Below are 23,371 nucleotides of genomic sequence, written 5' to 3' on the forward strand. Positions count from 1 at the left end.
CGGCCTTGTTTTCGGCTTGCCCCAATGGGCTTTGCGGGGTAAGGAAACCCCCTCACTATGATTGACCAGAAAAACATTCGCAACTTCAGCATCATCGCGCACATCGACCACGGAAAATCCACCCTGGCCGACCGCATCCTGCAGATCACCGGCCTCGTGGACGCTCGCCAGATGAAGGAGCAGTACTTGGACCGGCTGGACCTGGAACGGGAGCGGGGCATCACCATCAAGGCCCAGAGCGTGCGCATCCCCTACAAGGCCAAGGACGGCCGCGAGTACATCCTGAACCTGATCGACACCCCGGGGCACGTGGACTTCAGTTATGAAGTCTCCCGCAGCCTGGTTGCTTGTGAAGGAGCTCTACTGGTGGTGGACGCTTCTCAGGGGGTCGAGGCCCAGAGCCTGGCCAACGCCTACCTGGCCCTGGAAAACAACCTGGAGATCATTCCGGTTCTGAACAAGATCGACCTGCCCAGCGCGGAGCCGGAGCGGATCAAGACCGAAATCGAGGAAGTGATCGGCCTGGACTGCCGGGACGCGCTGATGATCAGCGCCAAGACCGGGCAGGGCGTCCCGGAAGTTCTGGAACGGATCATCACCGACCTACCGCCGCCCAAGGGCGACGAGAACGCTCCGCTCAAGGCCCTGATTTTTGATTCGTGGTACGACACCTATCTCGGGGTGGTGATTCTGTTTCGGGTCATGGACGGCCGAATTCGCAACGGACAGTTTATCCTGCTGCATTCCAACAAGGCCCGGTTCGAGGTCGCCAAATTGGGTGTTTTTTCTCCCGAGCCTCTGGCAGTGGACGAACTGGGACCCGGCGAAGTCGGTTTTCTGTGCGCCGGGATCAAGAACCTGACCGACGCACGGGTCGGCGACACCATCACGGACCCGGACAACCCGACCCCCACGCCCTTGCCCGGATTCAAGAAGATCACGGCCATGGTCTTTTGCGGAATGTATCCGGTGGAGCCCAATGAATACGGCTCGCTCAAGCATTCCCTGGAAAAGTTGCAGCTCAACGACGCGGCCTTCTCCTTCGAGCCGGAAACCTCCCATGCTCTGGGGTTCGGTTTCCGTTGCGGCTTTCTCGGCCTGCTGCACATGGAGATCATCCAGGAGCGGTTGGAGCGGGAGTTCCAGGCCCGGCTGCTGGTCACCGCGCCTTCGGTGATCTACGAGGTCAAGACCCTGGAGGGCGAAATTCTCTCCGTGGACAATCCCAGCAAGTTGCCTCCGGTGAGCAAGGTCGAGTACATCGCCGAACCCTATGTGCACATGGAGGTCCACGTTCCCAATGAGTATTTGGGCGCGGTGCTGGCCCTGTGCGAGGAGTGCCGGGGCAAGCAGAAGGATCTGCGCTTTCTGTCATCCACCAGGGTCATCGTGACCTACGAACTGCCCTTCGCGGAAATCGTCTACGACTTTTTCGACCGGCTCAAGTCCGTAACCCGCGGCTATGCCTCCCTGGACTACGAATTCATCGATTTCCGGCCCTCGGAACTGGTCAAGCTGGACATCCTGATCAACAACGAGGGCGTGGACGCCCTGTCCATCATCGTGCACAAGGAAAAGGCCTACGCTCAGGGCCGGGAGCTGGCGAGCCGCCTGCGCCAAGTCATCCCCCGTCAGTTGTTCGAGGTGGTCATCCAGGCCGCCATCGGGCAACGGGTCATCGCCAAGGAACGCATCGCGCCGATGCGCAAGAACGTCACGGCCAAGTGCTACGGCGGGGACATCACCCGCAAACGCAAGCTCCTGGAAAAACAAAAAGAAGGGAAGCGGCGTATGAAACGGATGGGCAACATCGACATTCCCCAGGAAGCCTTCCTGGCCGTGTTGCGCAAGGAATAGGACACTTAAGGAGTCTTCATGAACCCCCGCTGGCAAACCGCGCTCAAGGAATATTCCGAGGCCTTGATCATCGCCCTGATTCTGGCCCTGATCATTCGCACGTTCATCATCCAGGCATTCAAGATTCCCTCCGGCTCCATGCTGGAGACCCTGCAGATCGGAGACCGTCTGTTCGTGACCAAATTCGCCTACGACATCAAGCCCCCCTTCACGGACTGGAGCATCCTCTCGACCCAGGACCCCGCGCACGGCGACGTGATCGTCTTTCGCTATCCGGAGGACCCGTCCAAGGACTTCATCAAGCGCGTGGCCGCGATTCCCGGTGATGAAGTGGAAGTGCGGGACCAGGCCCTGTACATCAACGGCGAGGCGGTGGACGAGCCCTATCTGACCCTGCACCCCGGCCCGACCCGGGTCCATTTCGGGCCGCGAACCGTACCCGAGGATCACTACTTCGTCCTGGGCGACAACCGTTTCAATTCCCACGACTCCCGATTCTGGGGGTTTGTGCCCAGGTCGCAGATCCGAGGCAAGGCGTGGCGGATATACTGGTCCGCCAGTCCGCGCTGGTTTTTGAGCGACGTACGCTGGGACCGGCTCGGCCAGCGCATTGAGTAGAGCCGTTTCGCGCATGTCCAAATCCCTGGCGACCACCCTGGGAGAATACGTCAAGGCTATTCTCCTGGCCGTGATCCTGGCCCTGCTGATCCGGTCCTTCGTGGTCCAGGCCTTCAAAATACCCTCCGGCTCCATGCTGGACACCCTGCTGGTCGGCGACCATCTCCTGGTCACCAAGTTCGCCTACGACGTGAAGATTCCGCTGACCGGGGCCGTCATCGAGCTGGATGAACCGCAGCGCGGGGATATCGTGGTGTTTTTGTTCGGTCAGGACGTGCCAGTCTTTACCGAGGAACCTGCCCGGTGGCTGCAATGTTCCCTGCCCGTGGCCGACGAGGCCTGCCCTCAGGACTTCATCAAGCGCGTCGTCGGCCTTCCCGGAGACATCGTGGAAATCCGCCGGAAACGGGTTCTGGTCAACGGGCGAGAGCTGGACGAACCCTATGTCCGGTTCCGGGACGCCACGCACCGTGAGGTCCAGCCTCGTGATCGCCTCGGCCCGCTTAAGGTTCCCGAGGGCAAATATTTCGTGCTGGGCGACAACCGTGATGAATCGCTGGATTCCCGCTTCTGGGGGTTCGTGGATCGGGAACGGATCAAGGGCAAGGCCTGGCGGATCTACTGGTCCTGGGAGGCGGGGGAGGGCCCTCGCTGGGAGCGGATGGGCCGCATTTTACGATAAGCCGACGACCTATACGGGAGGAGCATGCTGGCCAAGATCGCCACCTCCGCGCTGATGGGCATCGAGGCCTTTCACGTGGAACTGGAAGTGGATTTCGCCCGCCAGGGCATGCCTTCGTTTACCATGGTCGGTCTGGCCGAGGGCGCGGTGCGCGAAAGCAAGGAGCGGGTTTTCGCGGCATTGAAGAACACCGGCTTCAAGCTGCCCCCGGCCCGAATCACCGTGAACCTGGCCCCGGCGGACATGCGCAAGGAAGGCAGCGCCTACGATCTGCCTCTGGCCGTGGGCCTGCTCACCGGGGTGGAGGTGCTGCGTCAGGAACAGGTCCAAGACTTTTTCCTGGCCGGAGAATTGTCCCTCAACGGCGAACTCAAGCCCGTGTCCGGCATCCTCCCGCTGGCCTTGAAGGCCCGAACTCAGGGAGCGCGAGGGCTGATCGTCCCCGCGGACAACGCCCAGGAAGCGGCGGTGGTCAAGGAATTGTCCGTGTACGGAGCGGAGAGCCTGGCCCAGGCCGTGCGTTTCCTGCTGGGCGAGGAAGTCATCCCCAAGGCGGTCTGCGATCTGGACGAGCTTTGGAAAAATCGCACCAAATCAATCCTGGACTTCAGCGAGGTCAAGGGCCAGGAGCATGCCAAGCGGGCCATTGAAATCGCCGCAGCGGGAAATCACAACCTCCTCTTTCTCGGCCCACCGGGCAGCGGCAAGACCATGCTGGCCAAGCGGCTGCCTTCGATATTGCCGGCCCTGGAGTTCGAGGAAGCCCTGGAAGTGACCAAGGTCTACAGCGTGGCCGGGATGCTTTCCAAGGACCAGCCGCTGGTGGTGATCCGGCCGTTTCGCTCCCCGCACCACACCATTTCCGACGCCGGGTTGATCGGAGGAGGACACTACCCCAGGCCGGGAGAGGTCTCCCTGGCCCATCGCGGCGTGCTTTTTCTGGATGAACTGCCGGAATTCAAGAAGCATGTCCTGGAAGTGCTGCGTCAACCCCTGGAAGACGGCGTGGTGACCATTTCCCGAGCCGCCATGTCCCTGACCTATCCCGCGGACCTGATGCTCGTGGCGGCCATGAATCCCTGCCCCTGCGGCTACCTCACCGACGAACAGCACCAGTGCACCTGCTCGCCGCAGCAGATCCAGCGCTACCGCTCCCGCCTTTCCGGGCCGCTTCTGGACCGGATCGACCTGCACGTGGAAGTCCCGGCAGTGCCGTATAAGGAACTCCGCAGACAACGTGGCTCCCGCGATTCCGCGACCATGCTCGAAAGCATCGAACAGGCCAGGGCCTTGCAATACCAACGCTTTCGCAACTCTCCCCTGCTGACCAACAGCGATCTGGACGGGAAGTGGTTGAATGCATTCTGCCCACTGGGCGATGCGGAACATGAATTTCTGGGGGCCGCGGTCCAGCGATTGAGCCTCAGCGCCCGGGCCTACACCCGTGTGTTGCGCATCGCCCGGACCATCGCGGACCTGGAAGGGAGGGAGACGCTGTCCGCAGACCACCTGGCCGAGGCCATCAATTATCGGACCTTGGATCGACAGGCCCAGACATGGACCTGATCCGAATCTGATCTGACCAAAACCAGGGCTTTGCCCGTGCCAGATGTCCGTGCCAGATGCCTGGGCCAGATGCCTGGGCCAGATCCTGTGCTTGGCCTGGGCTTTGCGATTTTACAAACTCCAAGCCCGACTCGATCAAGATACCGACCAGACTCCTCCCATGACTCCTCCCCTGAGCATCACCGACCCGGACACCATTCAAGGCTTACTGCAAGACGCCCTGGATTTGCGCGCCAAGTTCATCATATCCCTGACTCGCGAACAAGGCAGCCGGTTCGACGTCTCCGGAATGCTCCGGGAGATCAGGGACAGGAATCTGACCGTCGAGGTTTCCGGGCTGAGCGCCAATCCCAAGTCCTGGGTGGGGCAGGTGGTGACGTGTTATTTCAAGGTCCGGGACAACTCTCGAAAGGCGGACATTTTTTACAACTTTCCCAGTCCGGTCCTGGATGCCGCCGCCTCGCGATCCGACTTCAACCTGATCCTGAAACGCCCCGTCGGCCTGGACATCGGCCAGCGTCGGTCCAGCATCCGTCTTGATCCGGCCTCAGGCGACATTTTGAATTTTTCGCTTTGGGAAGAAGGGAAAATGGTCTTCCGGTGCCCCGAGGCCGGTCGGGCCAAACTGCGTCCGCCCATGGTTGGGGGACAGCACTTCGAGCAGGGTCTCGTGACCATTCAGGACGTTTCGGCGGGCGGTATCCGGATGCGGTTGGCCGCGAAGTTGCTCAAGGACATTTCCGCCGAAACCCTTTCGAAGGGGGAGATTCCCGCCGCGGAGGGCAAGCCCGTGGGCCCCGCCGCGTGGACGAAGGGAGCGAGACTGGTCGTCTGGATTGTCTTGAGCGAACAGGCCGATAACGGCCATCAGGTCTTCTGGTTGAAAGGGCGGATCAGCTACAGGCGGGAGGACTATCTGAACAAGGACGTGGAGTTCGGGCTGGAAATCACCCATCACGGAAAAAATGACCAAAGCGGCAAGATCGCCTGGACCCCCGTGCGGGAGAACGACGTTCAGGAGTTGGGGGCCTGGGTCTACCAGCGCTATCTGGAGCGGTTTCGTCGGGGGATCGCCTAGTGAATCCGGGTCGGTCCTTCAGCCTCGCAAAAAAGAGAGCCGCTCAAGTATTCTTGCGCGGCTCTCTTGCTATACGGAAGTATCGTCCCTGTCCGGGGCTCAAATGAGATGCCAAGATGGATCGAAAGCGGGAAAGACGTCAGATCCGCAGGCCGGTGTTGCGGATGACCTCCAGGAGCAGGCTCTTGTCGATGGGTTTGACCAGATACGAGCTGGCACCGCCTTTGTAATAGGCGTCCACGACGTTTTTCGGATCACCCAGGGCCGTGAGCATGATCACCCGTGTTTCATCCTTGGGGCTGACGCCTTGGGAGCGTTCGTACTCCCTGATATCCATCAGGGCCTGCTGGCCGTCCTTGACGGGCATCATGATGTCCATCAAGACCAAGTCGTAGGGCTGCCCTTCCTCGTGGGCCATCTTGAAGGCCTGGACCGCCTCTTCGCCATTCACCGCCAGATCGCACTGCGCGTAGGGCTTGATGATCCGTTGAAGCATCAATCTGCTGGTAAAGTCGTCCTCGACAATCAGAAAGCGCATACCCACCACCTCGTTGGTTTCCGGGCTCGGCAACCGAGCTCGTTGATGGAAAGAGCCCTACCCCAAGTCTTGTCCTGCCGCAAGCTGGAAGACATTTTTCTGCATTCCGACCGAATTCAGGCCGCCTTCGCATCCACCCCGCTGTGAACCGACTTCAAAGCGTCAAATATCCCTTCGACGATCTTCTCTTTGCCTCGAAACAGCTCCTCCGGCCCCCCGGCGTGAAGACCGCTGAAGGGTGGCTCGTAAAGGGCCTTGGCCTCCATGGTGCCCCGCATGGTAAGTTGGTCGATGATCATCTCGATGAACCGGATTTGTTGCGAGGTGAGGCTGCGGTCGTTCAGGAAGTCGGAAAAGGCGGACTGGGCGGCGAACCTGTCCATCCCTACCAGGGTGCGCACGAAATGGGCCAGAGATGGGGCCTGGCTGCGGGCCAGAAGGCCGGAGAGCAGCGACCTGCCTTCCTCTTCGCCGATCTCGGTCAGGGTGCGCTCCAGACCCTGAAGGTCGGTTCGGGTCAGGGGCTGGTTGGTCCGCAGGCGGTGGATCACAATGTGGTCCAGGTGGTTGCGCAGGAAGTCCTTGACCTTCTTTTCGTATTGGGGGCCGGTCATCCGGGGCATGGGGACCGCCTCAAATGCTTGTGTGCCCGTGATTGCATCCTGAAAGCTGGTGTACACGACACTGCGCTTTTTCTTTTCCAGGAACGGAACCAGTCCGCGCAGCCGCAGCCGCAGCTCTTCCAATCCGACCAAACCGATGCCCTCCCAGAATTCGCTTTCCTGCACCCGGACCAGATAGGCCAGTTCGCGGGCCACGGCGGGGATGGCGGCCTTGTCTTCCAGGAGCATGGCCATATCCACGACCCGTTGGCGCTGGCTTTCAAAGACCGCGGCGTTGCCTTCCGTGTGGGCCAGCTGCATGCGCAAGAGCGTGAGATCGAACAGGCGGGATTCGATGTCCTCGCTGGGCAGTTCGTTGGGCAGGCCCGCGATTTCGGATTCCAGGACGTGCCGATCCGCTTCGCTCAGTCGCTCCCAGGCCCCGCGTTGCTGAAACCGCTCCACGGCCTCCAGGTGCATGCGTACGATGAAGTTCGCCCGGTTCATGGCCGCCACTTCGCCGTGCAGCCCCTCAGCCAGGGTGCCGCGCAGCGTCACGTCCGGGTCCAGGTCCGGCGTGTTTTGAAGATGGCCCAGAAGCCGCACACGGGAGCGGAACAGGCGAACACCCAGGGGAGCGCCTTCCAGGGCGTTGATCCCGTCGGGGTTCTCGCGGAAGAATTCGAAGTTGAAACAGAAGTCGAAGACCCGGAAGTCCTCCTTGTCCAGGCTTGGTCCAAAAAGATTCAGGCACAGCCTGGTTCCCCGACCGATCATCTGCCAGAACTTGATCTTGGAGTAGACCGGCTTGAAAAAGACCAGGTTGGCCACCTCCGGGATGTCGATGCCCGTGTCCAGCATGTCCACGGAAATGGCGATGATCGGGAACTTGTCCTTCTGGGAGAAGTCGTCGATCAGGCTCTGCGGGTATTTGACCCGGTTGTCGATGACCCTGGCGAACTGCCCGGCGTAATGCGGGTAGTGATGGTTGAAACGCTGCTCAATGAACATGGCGTGGTCGTGGTTGCGGGCAAAGATAATCGTCTTGGCCAGCCGATCTCCGCCGTCCACGTTATGGCCGTGCTCCATCAGGTACTGGAGCACCTTGTCCACGGTATCCGTGTTGAACAGCCAGTTGTTGATGGCGCTGGCGTTGACGAAATCCGGCAGTTTGCCCTCATCGTCGTCGTCTCCCCAATCCAGCCCCTCCCACTGGGCCTTTTCCTCATCGCTCAGGGAATCGTAGTCAATGCCCTCCCTGGGAAATCGCAGGTCCACCTGCCGGACCTTGGGCGGAACCAGATAGCCGTCGGTCACGGCCTGTTCCAGCTCGTAGGCGTCCGTGGGCACGCCCGGTTCCAGGTCGAATAGTTCGTAGGTGTTCTTGTCCACCTCCTCGCGGGGCGTGGCGGTCAGGCCGACCAGCAGGGCGTCGAAGTAGCGGAAGATGGCCCGGTATTTCTGGTAGACCGAGCGGTGGGCCTCGTCGATGATCACCAGATCAAAATGGCCGACGCCGAAGCGGGCCTGGCCGCCCTGGGTCTCGTCGATCAACCCCATCATGGTCGGGTAGGTGCAGACAAAGACCCGGCCCTCGGCATGCTTGTCCGTGACCAGATTCACCGGGCTGGATTCCGGAAGATGCGCCTTGAAGGCGCCCACGGCCTGGTTCACCAGGGAGACCCGGTCCGCCAGGAACAGGGCGCGCTTGACCCATCCGGCTCGCTGCAACACGTCCACCAGGGAGATGACCGTCCGGGTCTTGCCCGTGCCCGTGGCCATGACCAGCAGGGCCTTGCGGCGGGCCTGGGCAAACTGCCGGAAGATGCTCCCGATGGCCCGCTTCTGGTAGTACCGTTCGGCGATGGCGTCCTTGGCCTGGGCCACGTCCAGAGCTTGGCGCAGGGACCGACGCAGGACCAGTCTGGCTAACTCGTCCTTCTTGTAGAACCCCGCCACGCGGCGGGGCGGATAGGCCGTGTCGTCCCAGAGCCAGGTTTCGTAGCCGTTGGAGTAGAAGATCACCGGACGCTGGGCGTACTTTCCTTCCAGACAGTCAGCGTAGAGTTTGGCCTGCTGCTGGCCCAGGGCCGGATCAACCGTGGTCTTCTTGGCCTCCACCACGGCCAGGGGCTTGCCGTCGTCTCCCCAGAGCACATAGTCCACGTAGCCTATGCCCTGTTTGTTCGGCATACCGTGAACTTCGTATTCACAGTCGCGGGCCTGATCCAGGGGCCACCCGGCGCGGCGCAGGTCCATGTCGATCAGGTAGCGCCGGGTTTCGGCCTCGGAATAGTCATGGGTGTCGGGCTGTTGCCGCGCCTTGTCGCGTTCCTGGGCCAACTGATCGCGCAAAGCCTGCAACTCGGCATCCAGGGCGTCGCGTTCCTGTTGGTGCTTGAGGGCCTCCCGGCCCTGCTCGGCCAGCCGTTTTTCCAGAGCCTCCAGCTCTTTGCGCGGAACAACCCCGGCTCCGCCGATGGGAGACGGCACCTGATCGTCCCGCCAGGAAAGGCCACCTTGCGGCAGATCCTTGGGCAGGTACGTGCGCACCAGCCAATGGCAGATGTGGTACAGTTCCCTGACCACCTGCAAGGCGTCCGACTCCTGAATCGGTCGCGCGCCATGCACGGCCTGGTTGCCAACTTTCTGGATCACCCGTGTCTTCTGATAGACGGCCTGGGGCAGGAGGTTCTGGAAGGACGGCTCATGCAGCAGCGCCCCCAGAGTCTGGTCATAAGGCATGCGCAACCCGGCATCATGGCGGTACAACCAGTGCACCGCGGCCTCCAGGGCGAAGCGGGCATGAAAACAGGCCGCGCGAGGATCGCCCTTGATATGGCCTTCCGCCTTGGTCGCGGGTTCGGCAATGGACTGAAGCTCCGGAGGTATAAAGGTAAAATTGCTCATCGTGGTCCCCATAATTATCTGCCTCAATAACCCCTCGCTACCACTTCAAATCGCATCGAAACATCTCATTTTCGGTCCATATCTGTCCATATCGGTCCATTATCGGCCCGTTATCAGTCCATTATCGGTTCTCTGAAACGCATATTGAGCCATCATTTTTAAACCTTGCGTCAATGAACCGAACAACGCAGTGTTTCAACAATTTCTTTCCAAAGTTGCGCAGTTGGAAGTCACTGTTTTTTCTGTGCTCCGATACGCCTGTTGTTCATGATTGGGTTGCTGGGGGAAACGGCGCTCCAGCAGACCTTCGTCAACCAATGGCTTGATAAACCGCTGACGGATGTCGATGGAGGATCGCCCTAAAAGATTCGCAATCTGAGCAAGTGTCAGAAAATGTCCGGCACAGAGTTTCAGGATCGAGGAACGGATAACGTCTCCGCTGACTCTACGGGCATTTCTGACAGGCTTGGCTATTTCGAGAAGGCATGCATCCTGTTCCGGGTTGTCCAACAACGGGCCGCGTTGCCCAACGATGGCAGAAGCTGAATCTTCGGACCTCAACATGGTATCTTCTGACCTCGAGGCCGAATCTTCGGAGCTCGACAAGGTATCTTCGGACCTCGAGGCCGAATCTTCGGAGCTGACGGCCAAGTCGACGGCTTCAACTCCGGATATCCGATAGGTGGTGCCCCGCCCTTTCCCGTCAGCCTCGAGCATTCCACTGTCCACCAGCCCCTTGAGCAGCAACGTGATGTCTCGGGGATGGAGTTTTGTGATTTGCTTCAAACGGGAGTTGGATACGTAGCCCTCGATCTCAGCCGTGGCGAGGGTCATTCGTTTCTGCTCGTCCAAGTGATCGAATCCTGGACCAAAGCGCAGCCGTAGGCGGTGCAAGGCGTCTTCGGGCAACAGACTGACGGTGCGCAACCGCAGCACGGTGTAGTCCAGTTCGCGGTTCTCGGATAGTTCAGGAGGACGATAGTGTTGCGACTTCCAGTTTTCCAATACGCGAGGAATGCCCGATCCGGCTTGTTCGCCCAGGCCGAGTAAGGCGAACATCTTCTGCATGTTGCGATTTCTGCAATCGCTGTTTCCACCTGCCAATGCGTCGTTGATGGGAATGCGCATCCGCCCCGGATTACGAAACTCATAGTAATCCGGCCCCTTGAACACGAGGATGGAAAGAGAGCCCGAGTAGTCGGCATGAATAATCGCATTCACCAACGCTTCCCGCAAAGCCATGTGGATCGGCGTTTCATCTTCACGTTGGTCCTGATTCAACTTGAATGGGATTTTCAGGTCGCGAAAAAGGCGCAGGATCGTGAATCGATAAAAGTCGAACAGGTTGCCGGACCATGAGCCGTCAGGGGTCAGCCGATCAACCCAGCTGTTTCGCGAGCCGTTCGGCGGCAACTCGCGGTAGTCCACGAAATAGTTGGGCATCGCCTCCTGGATGGAGGTCTGCTTGCCGAACATCAAGAGACCGGCCATGGTCAGCCCTTGCGTTCCGGTTTGTCGATCGCGCATCCATCCACCCAGTTGGCGCAGGAATTCCATGTCGTCGGCGCTACTGAACGGGTGATCCGGCTTGGCCGCGCTGAAGCGGTTGCGGTAGGCTTTCAGAGTACTCTCGTCGATGTCGGTGTGACCAAACCCTTCCAGCAATCGGGCGTCCCGGGCATCTTCGACCTGTTCGGCCAGCATCCTCCGAACTTCATTCTCCGGGCAGCGAAAATCCCCGGAGTGCTGGCGCTTAAAGGTGCCGCTGAGGGGATTGCCATTGATGAATACGGGCCGCTCCTTGCGAGAAGCGCGGGGCACGTGGATTCTGATGACCCAGCGATTGTTGGCCGTTGGAAGGGTCTGGATCGCCGTGTTTGACAGAATGTTCCGGCTAACCTTTTGGGGATTGTTGAGCTGCGCCCAAAGGTCGGAGATCACGCGGTCCGGGTTTTCGATCCCATGAACCTGGAGTGTTTCGTCCTCGCGCTCCGTCACTCCCAGCAAAATGACCCCGCCGTCGGTATTCGCAAAGGCGGAATAGGTTTCGAACACGTCTTGCGGCAAAGCCCCACGACCATCCCGCCCGCCAGCACGTTTTGCCTCAAGATCAATATCTTCGCGCAACTCATCTGGATTGAAGATGCCAAGACTCATGGTCTACAATTCCCCATTGAAGGCCCGATGTTGCAACGAGGCAAAGAGCGTGTCCAATTCGGCCAAATGCGCGCGGAGCCGGGCCTTTTGGCGCTCAATGGATTCAACGATGGAGGCGAAGTGGTGTTGGAGGGGGAGCGGAGGGTATGGAAATTTTAGTTTATCTAGAACACCAGTACTCATGTGTGTAAAGGCTCCGTCTGGCCCAGTCTTCAAGCGCCCTACACGTCCTTTGCAATACGTCATTAAAGACACGAAAAATATTGGAAGCAAGTTTGGCCCGAAGCGGACCCTAATCAAATTGGTGCTGATAATACTCTTTGAACTTTTAAAATGTGCCGCTACACACATTTTCCCGACAGTCCCCGCACGAGAAATGAGGACATCCCCATCAGTTACACCATATGCCTCAAGTTCTCGGAATTTATTATCAGTTATCCACATCCGAAAGGGCATCACCATTCTTCCTGATGAATCAATATTGTCCATATTCCAAACAGGAATGCCAGAACCAACAATTTCATCTTTTTTAAGTGCACTACCGAATGGCCCACATTTTGTTCCGTTTTTTGAATCAATGTAAAAATCTGACAATTGCTCGACAGGAAAGTTTTTCGGATTCGTCACCGGATCACCAAACATATCCAGAAAAGTCGACTGGACAAACGTATCAAGCTGGGCAAGCGCCTCGCGGCGCTTGGCCCGCAAGGTTTCTGCTGCGTCGAGGATTTTTGCGATGCGTTTTTGTTCTGCGATTGGGGGAAGTTGAATTTCAAGTTTAGCAAGTTTTTCTTGCGTAATACCTTTTACAGTAGCTCCTGATCCATTTTGTACAATTACATCAGCAAGGCCTAGTATCGAATGAAGTAAATATTTAGGTTCCAAAGGCAATTTTGGAATTAATGCACGAAGATCTTGATTTATTGCAATTTCGATTGTGTTGATAGCAGCTTTACCAAGTGCCATACGTGTTGGAATAATGACGTGTCCAGCAGGAATCAGATTTGCCGAGCTTGATTCTAGTCCTTTCCTGCTGATTGAATCCTGCGCACAAGACAAAGATAATCCTCTAAAATCTTTTACTGTTGCCCAAGGAATATCATTAGACCAAAACTCTTGAACATCCTTTCGAGGAGTGCCTCCGCCGCGAAAAGTGACAACATCTCCAAGACTTACTTTTTCCCACTTCATCCCAGCACCCCTTCATACTCCAGCTGCCCTTCCAAATGCACACTGCTTACGAAGAGCAGGTATTCGATCAGGCTATGGATTGGAGACCTTTCTTGTGAACAACGGTCAAAAGGCGCAAGGCAGGGCCGCCTGGTTTTTTGACGCCGCGCTCCCAGTCAGAGACAAGATTTTTTGATACATTGAGGTACCTTGCAAAAACCTGCTGGGTTGCCTGCTCGCGTGCTCGCAGTGTTCTGATTTCTTCCGGGCTGAGTTCCATAACCGGTGTCAGGCAGGATTCGTCGAATTGACGCATTGTACTTTTGTCAATGGCGCCGATTTCATGCAAAGCCTCCATGGTCTCGTGGATAGCCGCGAGCGCTTCGGATTTATATTTTTTCATCATTTTCCAGCACCTCCTGGAATTGTCCATTGGCAATCAATGCATCCAACTGTTCATCAGAGAGCGCAAACAAGTGACTTGCCATTTTCTTGAACATCTCCACTTCGCTGGAGCGGAGGTTTGCCAAGTCCTTTTTAGCAAAGCAATAGACAAAGAATATCGATTTGCCCGCACGAAACAGGATGATAACGCGAAACCCTCCGGACTTTCCACGCCCCGGCCGTGTCAGCCTTTGCTTGAAAACCCCGCCCCCAAGTTCAACGTCGGCCATCCCATCCTTCACTCTGTGAGCAACATCCAGAAGTTGATGGTCCGCAATCTTTTCCTTGCGGGAGAAACGGACAAACCACGCGCTTTTGAATACCCTGGCCATGTGTCACTCTTGGCTCATTGTGTATAACACATAGTGTGACAAATCAAGTTTCAGACCGGGTATGACGCTCATCAAGATCAATTCGCTGTGTAGTGCGGAGCTTTTACCCATTGTCCTACCCCTCGCCCTTTGTGTTTCTTTGAAATCTCCTTCTTCATCCCAGCATCCCCTCCAGCTCCCGCCGCCCCTCCGCAATCTCATCCTCCAACCGCGCCAGCCTCTCCAAAATCACCTTCGGCGGCTCATGCTCCACGGCCTCGTACTCCACTTCCTTGTACCGATTGATGGACAGGTCGTAGTCGTTGCCCACGATCTCGGCTTTGGGCACGAGGAAGCTTTTTTCCGTGCGCTTGCGGTCTGTCTCGGCATCACGGTTTCGCCAGCGGGTCTGGATGTCCGGGATGTCGTTTTTGCTGGGTTGCGGGGTGCGTTTGTCGTCCAGGGAGAAGCCGTCGGCCTGCATGTCGTAGAACCAGACGTGGTCCGTGCCGCCGGAATTGGTCTTGGTGAACAGGACGATGGCCGTGGAGACTCCGGCGTAGGGTTTGAAGACGCCCGAGGGCATGGAGATGATTCCGTCCAGCTTCTGGTCTTCCACCAGGATTTTGCGCAGGGCTTTGTGGGCCTTGGATGATCCGAAGAGCACGCCGTCCGGAACGATGACGGCGGCCCGGCCTCCGGTCTGGAGCAGGCGCAGGAACAGGGCCAGGAAGAGCAGTTCGGTTTTCTTGGTCTTGACGATCCGCAAAAGGTCCTTGGCCGTGGATTCGTAGTCCAGGCTTCCGGCAAAGGGCGGATTGGCCAGGATCAGGGTGTACCGTTCGGCGTCGTCCTCGTCGGCCTGGGCCAGGGAGTCCTTGTAGCGGATGTCCGGGTTTTCAATCCCATGCAGGAGCATGTTCATGCTGCCGATGCGCAGCATGGTGGAGTCGAAGTCAAAGCCGTGGAACAGGCCGTGGCTGAAGTGTTCCCGGTGTTTGGGGTCGCTGAAAATTTCGGGGTGGCGCTTACGCAGGTATTCCGCCACGGCCACGGGGAAACCGCAGGTGCCGCAGGCCGGGTCGCACATGATGTCCCTGGGTGTGGGCGCGGTCATGGCCACCATCAGGTTGATGATGTGGCGCGGGGTCCGGAACTGGCCGTTTTGTCCGGCGCTGGCGATCTTGCCCAGCATGTATTCGTACAGGTCGCCCTTGGTGTCGCTGTCCGCCATGTCAATGCCGTCGAGCTGATCCACCACGTTGGCCAGGACGCGGGGCGTGGGCATCATGAACAGGGCGTCCTTCATGTGCTGGCTGTAGGTGCTGCCGTTCCCGGCCTGGTCGTCGCCATTGTGCCCGAGGATCTTGATGAAGGGAAAGACGTGATCGCGCACCGTGGCGAACATGATCTCCGGCGCGGTTTCCTTGAACCGTGACCAGCGCAGGTTGTCCTGATCCGGGGCGAAGATCGGGTCTTCAAGGGGCTGGCCGATCCTGGCGGCCTTGCGTTCCCGGAGCGTATGCAGTTCGTCCAGGCGCTTGATGAACAACAGGTAGGTCAGCTGCTCGATGACCGAAAGCGGGTTGGAAATGCCGCCGGACCACATCGTGTCCCAGATGCGGTCAACCTTGGATTTGAGTTCGCCGGTGATCATGATCCTTCCCTACAGAAAAAACAGCCAGTTCCCATTTCAGTCCTCAAAAAAAACAGGCCCTGCTCTTCGGCAAAGCCTGTTCTTAGTGAATGATCAATTATTTCGCGCAGCGCGAAAAACCATGGCAGCGCTTTATTTCCCCTTTTTCTGCTTTTCCTTCTTGGCATCTTTCTGCTTCTTGTCCTTGGCCTTTTCCTTCTTGCCTTTCGTGTCGCCCATGAGATGACTCCTTTTGGTTCAGTCAGGTTGTGGGAGTGGTGTACCTCAGCCATTACTGCCCGATCTCATTCAACTCATCCCGAAATTTGCTTTGTCTTTGCCTGCACCGTGATCGTGTCGGCACCCTGGATGCTGATGACCTTGCCGGACCAGGAGCATTCTGGACATGGAGGGGGTTAACCTCATAAATTCTGAACAGTTCCGTATCATTCATCGCAAAGGCGTGCAAGCAGGTTTGCCATTACGAAGGGCAGATTTGTTCTCACGCGCTACCAGAGCGGTATCGATATCGATGGCGATTTGGATTTTTGATGAGAACGAATTTGCAACAAAAAAGGCCTCTAGAAATTCTAGAGGCCTTGATTGTCTTGGCTCCCCGGGACGGATTTGAACCGCCAACCTAGTGGTTAACAGCCACCCGCTCTGCCGATTGAGCTACCAGGGAATGCGTTGAAGGAAACGTGTCTATATAAGACTCTCCCTCTCGTCAAGTGGTTGAAGCGGAGAAAGCAGGATAATTTGTTCCTGATTAAACCCATGCGAATTCAGCATGATACGCATTCAACGTTGATGCATGAATGTTAGCATAACCAAAACAATGGGCCTGGCAAAGTCAGCTAATCTAGATGGTTAAGGGGTTTCCATAATGGTAATAGCCTGCTTGTCCATGCAATGGAGCCCGGAAAGGACGACTACTCGCCGAAATAGGCGTACCGGGCTCTGGCCTGGGCGGTGATGCCGTGGATTTCACCGATGAGCTCGGGGCTAAGGGCTCCCTGGGCGGCGACAAGCCGGGCAATGAGCGGGTCCACGATGGAGCATCGTTCTTCCTGGCCGAAAACGGAGCGGAGTTCGCTGTGCTGCAGATTATGTACAAGCTCATCGAAAAATTCCAGGCGGATCAGTTGCTCATTGAATAATGCGACGAGCTGTGGATTGGCGGGCATGTCCAGGGCCAGGGTTGAAGCCACGAAAAGACCCTGGATAAGCGCACCGTAGAAGCTTTCCACAATAACGATCATCAACTCCTGATCGTTCGCCGCGGCCTCGACAATGCGTTTGATCTGGTTCGAGACGTGTTCGTTGAGCTGTCGGCGGGCCTCGGCGTCATATGGATCGCGGAGCAATGACTCGACAATGGCTTGGTCCGGCTGGGCGATATCCATCTTGTCATACGCCTGCATGCGCGGCATCAGTTCTTCACGGATAAACGCCCTGGTTTCCATGGATTCCTGCAACTTGCCGAAGACCATGGCATAGTTGGCGTCGAAAGTGAGCATCCCCAGGAGGGTGTTCAGTTCTTCGTCGCTCATCTCGTCGACGACCAGGGGCAACGTGAGCGTGGGCTGGTAGGAGAGGCCGGCCTCCTTGTAGAGTTCCAACTGCTGCATCATCCCGGTCATATCTCCGGCATTGATCCGCTCGATCACCAGATTGGCAACGGAGCGGAGTTCTTCCTGTTTTTCAGCCGCGTGGGCCATGGGGGCTGCAAACAGGCAAACGAGGGTCAGTACAAGTAATGGATGTTTCATGGTTTCTCCCTTGATAAGGTTGATGTTGTGTGGATTACGATTGTTTCCAAGGCTGCATGACTGATCTGCCGGCGGCGAACAGCCGGGGCAGGATTTTGCCGTACAGCGCCGCAAAGAGGACGCCGGCCATAAGCCAGAGCATGGCGATGTTGAAGCCGTACGTGGAGACGGTCCAGGTGCCGAGGTGTTTGTGGGCGGCGAAGAAATGCGCGGCCCCCCAAGCCGACTCCGGGGCCTTGGCAATAGGCGAGGCCACCTGGACCAGCCGCTCCCCCGATAACCGGACAGACTCCAAAGACTTCACGTTCATCACCAGATCAGCGATTTCCTGATTGAAATGTCGCTGTTGGATGGCCGCAAGACCGTCGCGGCCATGTTCCTCACGCAGTCGGTCCTCCTGCGCCCGGCGATGCGCCGAAGCCTCGGCGCGGTTGGCACGGAAGGCCGCCACGGCCTGATCCAGCCAGGCTTTGACCGTGTTTCTGATCTCCGGCCCGTAGTTCCCGGGGCCAAGCCGGGCCGGGTCAATATGGCTGGGAAGGCCGCTCAGCTCTTCCACATAGCGGATTTCATCCCCCAGAGCGGCAAGTCGGCGCGCGACTTCGGCCCGGTTGTCCGTGTTCTCGGCCAGGAGCGGATAATCGGCCAAAGCTCGCATTTCAGGGATATGGATATTGATCAGATAGTTGTATTGCGATTCAATCAATTTCCAGGGAAGAAAGCGGGAAGTATACTCGTTGGTCAGGTACTGATGCACCACCAGAGCCTCATAGCCCCACCGCGAAGGCATCATGTTCGCCACCAACGGCGTGTTCCGGTGACCGGCCTGACGATGCAGCAGGTCGTCCAGGGGAATCACCGCGCCGCCGAGCATCATTTGCGGTACCAGCAGCAGCGGGATGAGGATATAGATGGTTACGGCGGACTTGAAGGCCGCCGAGATGTTCAGCCCCAACAGGCAGGAGGCCGCGGCGCAACTGAAAAGCACGATCCAGGTGGGGACGTTCATATTCGGCACGCCCAGCACCGTGTTCCCCACGATCACGAAAAGGGCCATCTGCAGGGCGACCAGGGCCATGAGGTAGAGCGTTTTCGCGGTGATGTAGCCTGACCAGCTCAAGTTCAGAAAACTTTCGCGCTTGAGGATCTTCTGGTCACGGTTGATTTCCTCGGCGCTGACGCTCATGCCCAGGAACAGGGCGACAATCACGCTGATGAAGAAAAAGGTGGAAATGTTCCGGTTGTCCATGAACGAGTAGTCCGCGCCCCAGGCCCCCAGGGAAATGAGCGCGGCCAACAAGGCCAGAACAGGAGGTTCCAGCAGGTTGACCAGCAGATACTGTCCGTTGGCCAGGCGCCCCTTGAGCGTGCGCAGGAAAAAAATCCGCAGCTGGCCGAACCACGAAGGCCGCTGCAAACGACGTTCGATTTCCGGAAAATCCGTGGCCGTGACCATGGCAGGGTCGGGCGCCGAGTCGGGCACCGGGCCTGACGCCGGGCCAGGCGCTGGGTCGGGCGCTGTCTTGTGACCTGACGTTTGCTGGATCTTGCTGGCTTGAAAGCGGCTGCGCCACTGCTCCGGAGAAACGAGCCGTTCGCGGGTATAGAGCCCGTCCGAACCAACAGCCCTGGCCTCGATGATTTCAAAAAGCTGCTCCGGATTGACGCTGCCGCAACTGGGGCAGGCATATTCATCCATGCCGGCCTGAAAAACCTGGGAGCGGAAATGCACGATGGCGTCCAGGGGATTGCCGTCGTAGATGGGCCGCCCGCCCTGATCCATGATCCACAAGCGATCGAACATCTTGAAGATGCGCGAGGAAGGCTGATGGATGACCACGATCACCAATCGGCCTTTGGCTGCCTGGGCTTTGAGCAGGGCCATGACATTTTCCGAGTCCGACGAGGACAGGCCCGAGGTGGGCTCATCCACGAAAAGGATCGCGGGTTCGCGAATCAGCTCCAGGGCGATGTTCAGCCGTTTGCGCTGGCCTCCGCTGATGGTCTTTTGCAGCGGCGAACCGACCTTGAGGTCACGGATGTTCAACTGCTGGAGTTCATCCAGCAGCGTGTCCACCCGCTTTTTGCGCGCGTCGTCACTGATGTGGGCCATGCACAGCGAGGCGTTGTAATAGAGGTTGTCAAACACGCTGAGTTCGTCAAAAAGCAGGTCGTCCTGGGGCACGTAACCGATGACGCCTTCCAGGCGCCCGGGTTCGCGGTGCAAATCCACGCCGTTGACCAGCAGACGACCGGAATCCGGCGCAACCTGACCGTTGAGGATGTTCAGCAATGTTGATTTGCCCGCACCGCTCACGCCCATTACCCCGACCAACATGCCGCCGGTCAGGTCGAAGCTGAAATCGTGCAGGCCGTTGTCGCTGCCGGGATAGCGGAAGTCCAGGTTCTGGGCCTGAAACCAAAGCCTCGCGTCCTCAGCCTTGCCATGCTCCCGGCAATGCAGGGCCGCATCCACTTCGCCGTAATAAACGCGGTTGCCGCGGGAATCGGAGAGGATGGCACCCGGATTGAACGGCTGGGGACAGCCGGGGTGCAACGGAGCGGAATCCAGGCTGATTGCCGGGCCCGGACCGGCGGCCACCAGCAGAAGATTCACATCGCTCACGCGCAGGACGATGAACGCACCGTGAAAGTCCGGGCGATCGATGCGAGCGCAGGTTGGTTCAAAGTGGGTGTTGCGGAGTACATCCGTCGGCTTGTCTTCCTTGACCAGATAGGCGGACGTCGCAGGGAGTTGGGAAAAGGGATGGATGTACAACCGACGCAGGGCGTCCACCTGGGCGGGATCAACAGCCATGGCCGCGCAGGTGACGTCGGTCAGTCGCCGTGCCGGTTCTTCTGTCGGGAGCCAGCCAACGGGCTGGAGACAGTACAGCAGAAAGACGTACTGTTCCCGAAGCGGCATCTTGACGCCGAGTTGTCCGGCGATGTCCTCGGTCCGGGTGACTTTTTCTTCGATATTGAGGTGCTCTTGCAACTCGAGCGCCATGTCAAACAATTCAATATACCCGACCACGTTCCATAACTTCAAGTGGCCACGCAGATAGCGCTCCAAGACCTCACGCAGGGTTTGCCGTTCGGTTGCGGCAAGTGTCGATGCTTGAAGTGCAAAAAGATTGAGAATGGCGTTCAGCAGTATTTCCGTCATGCACGGGTCAGGTTTTTGATTTGAGCGTTTTCATCTTTGATGCATTCGTTCAAAACGACAAGAACAGACACCGCGAGGTGAAACAAAGGGGAGGCCTGGGCCTCGATCGTCCGCTTTTGCAGTTCGCCGACCCAGGACGAAAGCACTTGGCTGGCGAATTCGGCGGGTGATTCGCCAAGCGAATCATCCGCCGATGAAGTGGGCGATAACGTCGGCGTCAAAGCCGACTGTGGGAGGTGTTCCGGAAAAAGGGACATCAGGTAGACCAACTCAATGGCAATGTGGTCCGGGGGCATGCCCAGCGTCATGTCGACCTTCAGGCCTGCCCGATCCAGCCGGGACTGCATGGCCACGGCTGGATCGCCCATCATCAGGCCTTCGCCTGTATAACACGATTGGCACAAAGGAACGCTCGTCCCGCCGCGGTGGTTCACGAACAGCCGGACGTATTCCGCCTCCAGGTTTTCCGGTGTCATGGCCGAGGCATTCTCGTCTGCAAGGAGGTGGACCTGTTCGGCCAGATCGAGCAGGTCGACGTCAACCAGTCCCCGTGATTGCAGGAAAAGAAGAATCCCGGCCAACTTGGGCAGGCAGTCGGTCCGGACCTGGGACCAGCGCCCTCCGTCGGCTCCCCGGAAGACCCAGGCCACGGCCTCCAGCCCCCACAGCAGAATGCGGCGGGCATCATCGCTCATCATGGACGTTCTCCCGTAGGGTTCCTGGGTTCAACGGTTCACGGTTCACGGTTCACGGTTCAACGGTTAAAAGATGTACGGTACGGTGGTCCCGTCGCTGAAACGTGAACCAACCCCAAACCTAAATCTTCCGATCCGGCAGAATCAGGTTCAAGATAATGCCCGCGATGGCAGCCAGGCCAATGCCCTTGAGCACGAACTCGCCGGTCTGGAAGGCCATGCCGCCCATGCCGAAGACCACGATCACGGAGATGATGATCAGGTTGCGGGGCTCCATCAGGTCTTCCTTGGCCCGGACCAGGGTGTTCAGGCCGACCACCATGATCGCGCCGAACAGCAGGACCAGGATGCCGCCCATGACCGGGACCGGGATGGTCTGCAGCAACGCGCCGAGCTTGCCCACGAAGGCCAGGACGATGGCCGCGATGGCCGCCCAGGTCATGATTGCCGGGTTGAAGGCCTTGGTCAGGGCCACGCCGCCGGTGACCTCGGAATAGGTGGTGTTGGGCGGCCCGCCCAGGCAGGCGGCTACCGTGGTGGCCAGACCATCGCCGAACATGGTCCGGTGAATGCCCGGATCCTTGACGTAGTTTTTACCGGTCAGGCTGCTCACGGCCAGGATGTCCCCGAAGTGCTCGATGGCCGGGGCAATGGCGATGGGGACGATGAACAGGATGGCCTGCCAGTTCCATTCCGGAAGGACGAAGTTGGGCAGGGCCAGCCAGGGGGCCTCCCGGACCGGGGTGAAATCGACCAGGCCGTACAGCAGACAGAGCACGTATCCCACCAGGATGCCGAACATGATCGGCACCAGGCGGAAGACGCCCTTGCCCAGCAGAGTGACCAGGATGGTGGTGGTCAGGGAGGCCAGAGCGATGAACAATGCCAAGCCTTCGCTGATCAGTTGGATGGACCCGTCCCCGGTCTTGCCCAGAGCCATGTTCACGGCCACCGGAGCCAGAATCAGCCCGATGACCATGATCACCGGAGCATAGACGATGGGCGGCAGGACGCGCATCAGGATGCCCGGCCCCTGCCACTTGATGAACAGGCCCAGGAGCACGTAGACGAGACCGGCCGCGGCCAGGCCGGACATGGTGGCCGGAATGCCCCAGGTCTGGACGCCGAACATGATGGCCGGAATGAAGGCGAAGGAGGAAGCCAGAAACACCGGGACCTTGCCCTTGGTGATGATCTGAAACAGCAGTGTCCCGACGCCGGCGGTGAACAGGGCCACGTTGGGATCCAGGCCGGTGAGCAGCGGGACCAGAACCAGGGCGCCGAAGGCGATGAACAGCATTTGCAGGCCAAGCAGGCTGTCTTTGAGCCGAAAATTGTATTCCGGCGTGGAAATCGTCGAAGTTGTTTTTTCCGTCATGATGGCTCCCTCGATATTATTTAGTACCGAATATCTTGTCCCCGGCATCTCCCAGCCCGGGCAGAATGTAGCCTCGGTCGTCAAGGCGTTCGTCCACTGCCGCCAAGTAGATTTCCACGTCCGGATGGGCCGCTTCCACCCGGCGCAGGCCTTCGGGCGCGGCCACCAGGAAGACGCCCTTGATCCGGCGACAACCGGCTTCCTTGAGCAGGTCGATGGTGGCCAGCAGGGTCCCGCCGGTGGCCAGCATCGGGTCCAGGATCAGGGCCATCCGTTGGTCGATGTTTCCGGCGGTTTTGACGTAGTAGCGGACCGGTTCCAGGGTTTCCTCGTTGCGGTAAATGCCGATCACGCTGACCTTGGCCCCGGGGATCATGTCCAGCACGCCGTCCAGCATGCCCAGACCGGCCCGGAGAATGGGCACCACGGTGATCTTTTTGCCCTTGATCCGCTGCACTTGAACGGGCCCGCACCATCCCTTGACGGTCCTGGTCTCGGTGACGAGATCCTTGGTCGCCTCGTAGGTCAACAGTCTGGCCAGTTCCGAGGCCAGTTCCCGAAAGTTCTTGGTGCTGACGTCATGCTGGCGCATGACCCCGAGCTTGTGCTGCACGAGCGGATGATGAACCACATGGACGGACACTGACACCTCCTGGGCGTTAATGGGGCTTAACAGTCCGTTGAAAAACTCCCAATTGCCGCGTCGCTGCAAAAAGTTCAAACTCTCGCGTATTACTAACTACGCTTCAACCTTAAACTTTTCTCGCTCCTTGCACTTGGGGTTTTTG

General features: G+C 58.5%; 17 protein-coding genes and 1 tRNA gene. 5 read left to right on the forward strand and 13 right to left on the reverse strand.

Annotated features, from left to right (window positions below; genetic code table 11):
• Positions 1-57 precede the first annotated feature (57 nt).
• From lepA to AC559A_RS02120, 5 genes are read left to right on the forward strand one after another with little or no spacing between them, the layout of a single operon-like run.
• Positions 58-1,857 carry a translation elongation factor 4 gene (lepA, locus tag AC559A_RS02100; protein WP_028573164.1) on the forward strand — a complete coding sequence of 600 codons (1,800 nt, stop codon included), beginning with the start codon at positions 58-60 and terminating at the stop codon, positions 1,855-1,857.
• Positions 1,858-1,875: 18 nt separating this feature from the next.
• Positions 1,876-2,475 (forward strand): signal peptidase I, encoded by a 600-nt coding sequence (lepB, locus tag AC559A_RS02105; protein WP_028573165.1) that lies wholly within the window; start codon positions 1,876-1,878, stop codon positions 2,473-2,475.
• A gap of 13 nt (positions 2,476-2,488) precedes the next feature.
• Positions 2,489-3,157 (forward strand): signal peptidase I, encoded by a 669-nt coding sequence (gene lepB / locus AC559A_RS02110; RefSeq protein ID WP_028573166.1) that lies wholly within the window; start codon positions 2,489-2,491, stop codon positions 3,155-3,157.
• A gap of 24 nt (positions 3,158-3,181) precedes the next feature.
• Complete coding sequence (locus AC559A_RS02115) at positions 3,182-4,723, forward strand: YifB family Mg chelatase-like AAA ATPase (RefSeq protein ID WP_028573167.1); 1,542 nt, start codon at positions 3,182-3,184, stop codon at positions 4,721-4,723.
• A 43-nt stretch (positions 4,724-4,766) separates the two neighbouring features.
• Positions 4,767-5,801, forward strand: a complete 1,035-nt coding sequence (locus AC559A_RS02120; protein WP_498815969.1) for a PilZ domain-containing protein — start codon at positions 4,767-4,769, stop codon at positions 5,799-5,801.
• Between the two features lie 139 nt (positions 5,802-5,940).
• Here the strand turns inward: AC559A_RS02120 and AC559A_RS02125 are convergent, their stop codons facing one another.
• From AC559A_RS02125 to upp, 13 genes are all read right to left on the reverse strand, one after another.
• On the reverse strand, positions 5,941-6,339 hold the full coding sequence (locus AC559A_RS02125) for a response regulator (RefSeq protein ID WP_498816059.1): 399 nt from the start codon (positions 6,337-6,339) through the stop codon (positions 5,941-5,943).
• Between the two features lie 116 nt (positions 6,340-6,455).
• Positions 6,456-9,851 (reverse strand): DEAD/DEAH box helicase family protein, encoded by a 3,396-nt coding sequence (locus tag AC559A_RS02130; RefSeq protein WP_498815971.1) that lies wholly within the window; start codon positions 9,849-9,851, stop codon positions 6,456-6,458.
• Between the two features lie 195 nt (positions 9,852-10,046).
• Complete coding sequence (locus tag AC559A_RS02135; RefSeq protein ID WP_498815973.1) at positions 10,047-12,008, reverse strand: RNA/DNA-binding domain-containing protein; 1,962 nt, start codon at positions 12,006-12,008, stop codon at positions 10,047-10,049.
• Between the two features lie 3 nt (positions 12,009-12,011).
• Positions 12,012-13,199: a restriction endonuclease subunit S gene (locus AC559A_RS02140; protein ID WP_498815975.1), complete on the reverse strand. Its 1,188-nt coding sequence runs from the start codon at positions 13,197-13,199 to the stop codon at positions 12,012-12,014.
• A gap of 67 nt (positions 13,200-13,266) precedes the next feature.
• The gene (locus tag AC559A_RS02145) at positions 13,267-13,584 is read right to left on the reverse strand and encodes a helix-turn-helix domain-containing protein (RefSeq protein ID WP_498815977.1); all 318 of its coding nucleotides are present in this window, start codon (positions 13,582-13,584) and stop codon (positions 13,267-13,269) included.
• Positions 13,568-13,954 (reverse strand): type II toxin-antitoxin system RelE/ParE family toxin, encoded by a 387-nt coding sequence (locus AC559A_RS02150; RefSeq protein WP_498815979.1) that lies wholly within the window; start codon positions 13,952-13,954, stop codon positions 13,568-13,570. The genes AC559A_RS02145 and AC559A_RS02150 overlap by 17 nt, the downstream gene beginning before the upstream one ends.
• A 154-nt stretch (positions 13,955-14,108) precedes the next feature.
• The gene (locus AC559A_RS02155; protein ID WP_498815981.1) at positions 14,109-15,590 is read right to left on the reverse strand and encodes a type I restriction-modification system subunit M; all 1,482 of its coding nucleotides are present in this window, start codon (positions 15,588-15,590) and stop codon (positions 14,109-14,111) included.
• Positions 15,591-16,178: 588 nt separating this feature from the next.
• A tRNA-Asn gene (locus AC559A_RS02160) sits at positions 16,179-16,254 on the reverse strand.
• A gap of 247 nt (positions 16,255-16,501) precedes the next feature.
• Positions 16,502-17,341, reverse strand: coding sequence for a hypothetical protein (locus AC559A_RS02165; RefSeq protein WP_498815983.1), 840 nt, complete (start codon positions 17,339-17,341; stop codon positions 16,502-16,504).
• A 34-nt stretch (positions 17,342-17,375) separates the two neighbouring features.
• On the reverse strand, positions 17,376-20,510 hold the full coding sequence (locus AC559A_RS02170) for an ATP-binding cassette domain-containing protein (protein WP_498815985.1): 3,135 nt from the start codon (positions 20,508-20,510) through the stop codon (positions 17,376-17,378).
• Complete coding sequence (locus tag AC559A_RS02175; protein ID WP_498815987.1) at positions 20,507-21,208, reverse strand: molecular chaperone TorD family protein; 702 nt, start codon at positions 21,206-21,208, stop codon at positions 20,507-20,509. Before AC559A_RS02175 ends, AC559A_RS02170 begins: the two co-directional genes overlap by 4 nt.
• A 118-nt stretch (positions 21,209-21,326) precedes the next feature.
• Complete coding sequence (locus tag AC559A_RS02180) at positions 21,327-22,583, reverse strand: uracil-xanthine permease family protein (protein ID WP_498815989.1); 1,257 nt, start codon at positions 22,581-22,583, stop codon at positions 21,327-21,329.
• A gap of 16 nt (positions 22,584-22,599) precedes the next feature.
• The gene (gene upp / locus AC559A_RS02185) at positions 22,600-23,226 is read right to left on the reverse strand and encodes a uracil phosphoribosyltransferase (protein ID WP_028573172.1); all 627 of its coding nucleotides are present in this window, start codon (positions 23,224-23,226) and stop codon (positions 22,600-22,602) included.
• Positions 23,227-23,371: the final 145 nt, after the last annotated feature.

Source organism: Desulfonatronum zhilinae, from assembly GCF_900182865.1.
In the GTDB taxonomy this organism is placed as follows: Bacteria; Desulfobacterota; Desulfovibrionia; order Desulfovibrionales; family Desulfonatronaceae; genus Desulfonatronum; species Desulfonatronum lacustre.

Excerpts from the sequence above, each read along its gene's own strand:
- lepA (WP_028573164.1), top strand. The coding sequence starts at position 58 with ATGATTGACCAGAAAAACATTCGCAACTTCAGCATCATCGCGCACATC.
- lepB (WP_028573165.1), top strand. The coding sequence starts at position 1,876 with ATGAACCCCCGCTGGCAAACCGCGCTCAAGGAATATTCCGAGGCCTTG.
- lepB (WP_028573166.1), top strand. The coding sequence starts at position 2,489 with ATGTCCAAATCCCTGGCGACCACCCTGGGAGAATACGTCAAGGCTATT.
- AC559A_RS02115 (WP_028573167.1), top strand. The coding sequence starts at position 3,182 with ATGCTGGCCAAGATCGCCACCTCCGCGCTGATGGGCATCGAGGCCTTT.
- AC559A_RS02120 (WP_498815969.1), top strand. The coding sequence starts at position 4,767 with ATGTCCGTGCCAGATGCCTGGGCCAGATGCCTGGGCCAGATCCTGTGC.
- AC559A_RS02125 (WP_498816059.1), bottom strand. The coding sequence starts at position 6,339 with ATGCGCTTTCTGATTGTCGAGGACGACTTTACCAGCAGATTGATGCTT.
- AC559A_RS02130 (WP_498815971.1), bottom strand. The coding sequence starts at position 9,851 with ATGAGCAATTTTACCTTTATACCTCCGGAGCTTCAGTCCATTGCCGAA.
- AC559A_RS02135 (WP_498815973.1), bottom strand. The coding sequence starts at position 12,008 with ATGAGTCTTGGCATCTTCAATCCAGATGAGTTGCGCGAAGATATTGAT.
- AC559A_RS02140 (WP_498815975.1), bottom strand. The coding sequence starts at position 13,199 with ATGAAGTGGGAAAAAGTAAGTCTTGGAGATGTTGTCACTTTTCGCGGC.
- AC559A_RS02145 (WP_498815977.1), bottom strand. The coding sequence starts at position 13,584 with ATGATGAAAAAATATAAATCCGAAGCGCTCGCGGCTATCCACGAGACC.
- AC559A_RS02150 (WP_498815979.1), bottom strand. The coding sequence starts at position 13,954 with ATGGCCAGGGTATTCAAAAGCGCGTGGTTTGTCCGTTTCTCCCGCAAG.
- AC559A_RS02155 (WP_498815981.1), bottom strand. The coding sequence starts at position 15,590 with ATGATCACCGGCGAACTCAAATCCAAGGTTGACCGCATCTGGGACACG.
- AC559A_RS02165 (WP_498815983.1), bottom strand. The coding sequence starts at position 17,341 with ATGAAACATCCATTACTTGTACTGACCCTCGTTTGCCTGTTTGCAGCC.
- AC559A_RS02170 (WP_498815985.1), bottom strand. The coding sequence starts at position 20,510 with ATGACGGAAATACTGCTGAACGCCATTCTCAATCTTTTTGCACTTCAA.
- AC559A_RS02175 (WP_498815987.1), bottom strand. The coding sequence starts at position 21,208 with ATGATGAGCGATGATGCCCGCCGCATTCTGCTGTGGGGGCTGGAGGCC.
- AC559A_RS02180 (WP_498815989.1), bottom strand. The coding sequence starts at position 22,583 with ATGACGGAAAAAACAACTTCGACGATTTCCACGCCGGAATACAATTTT.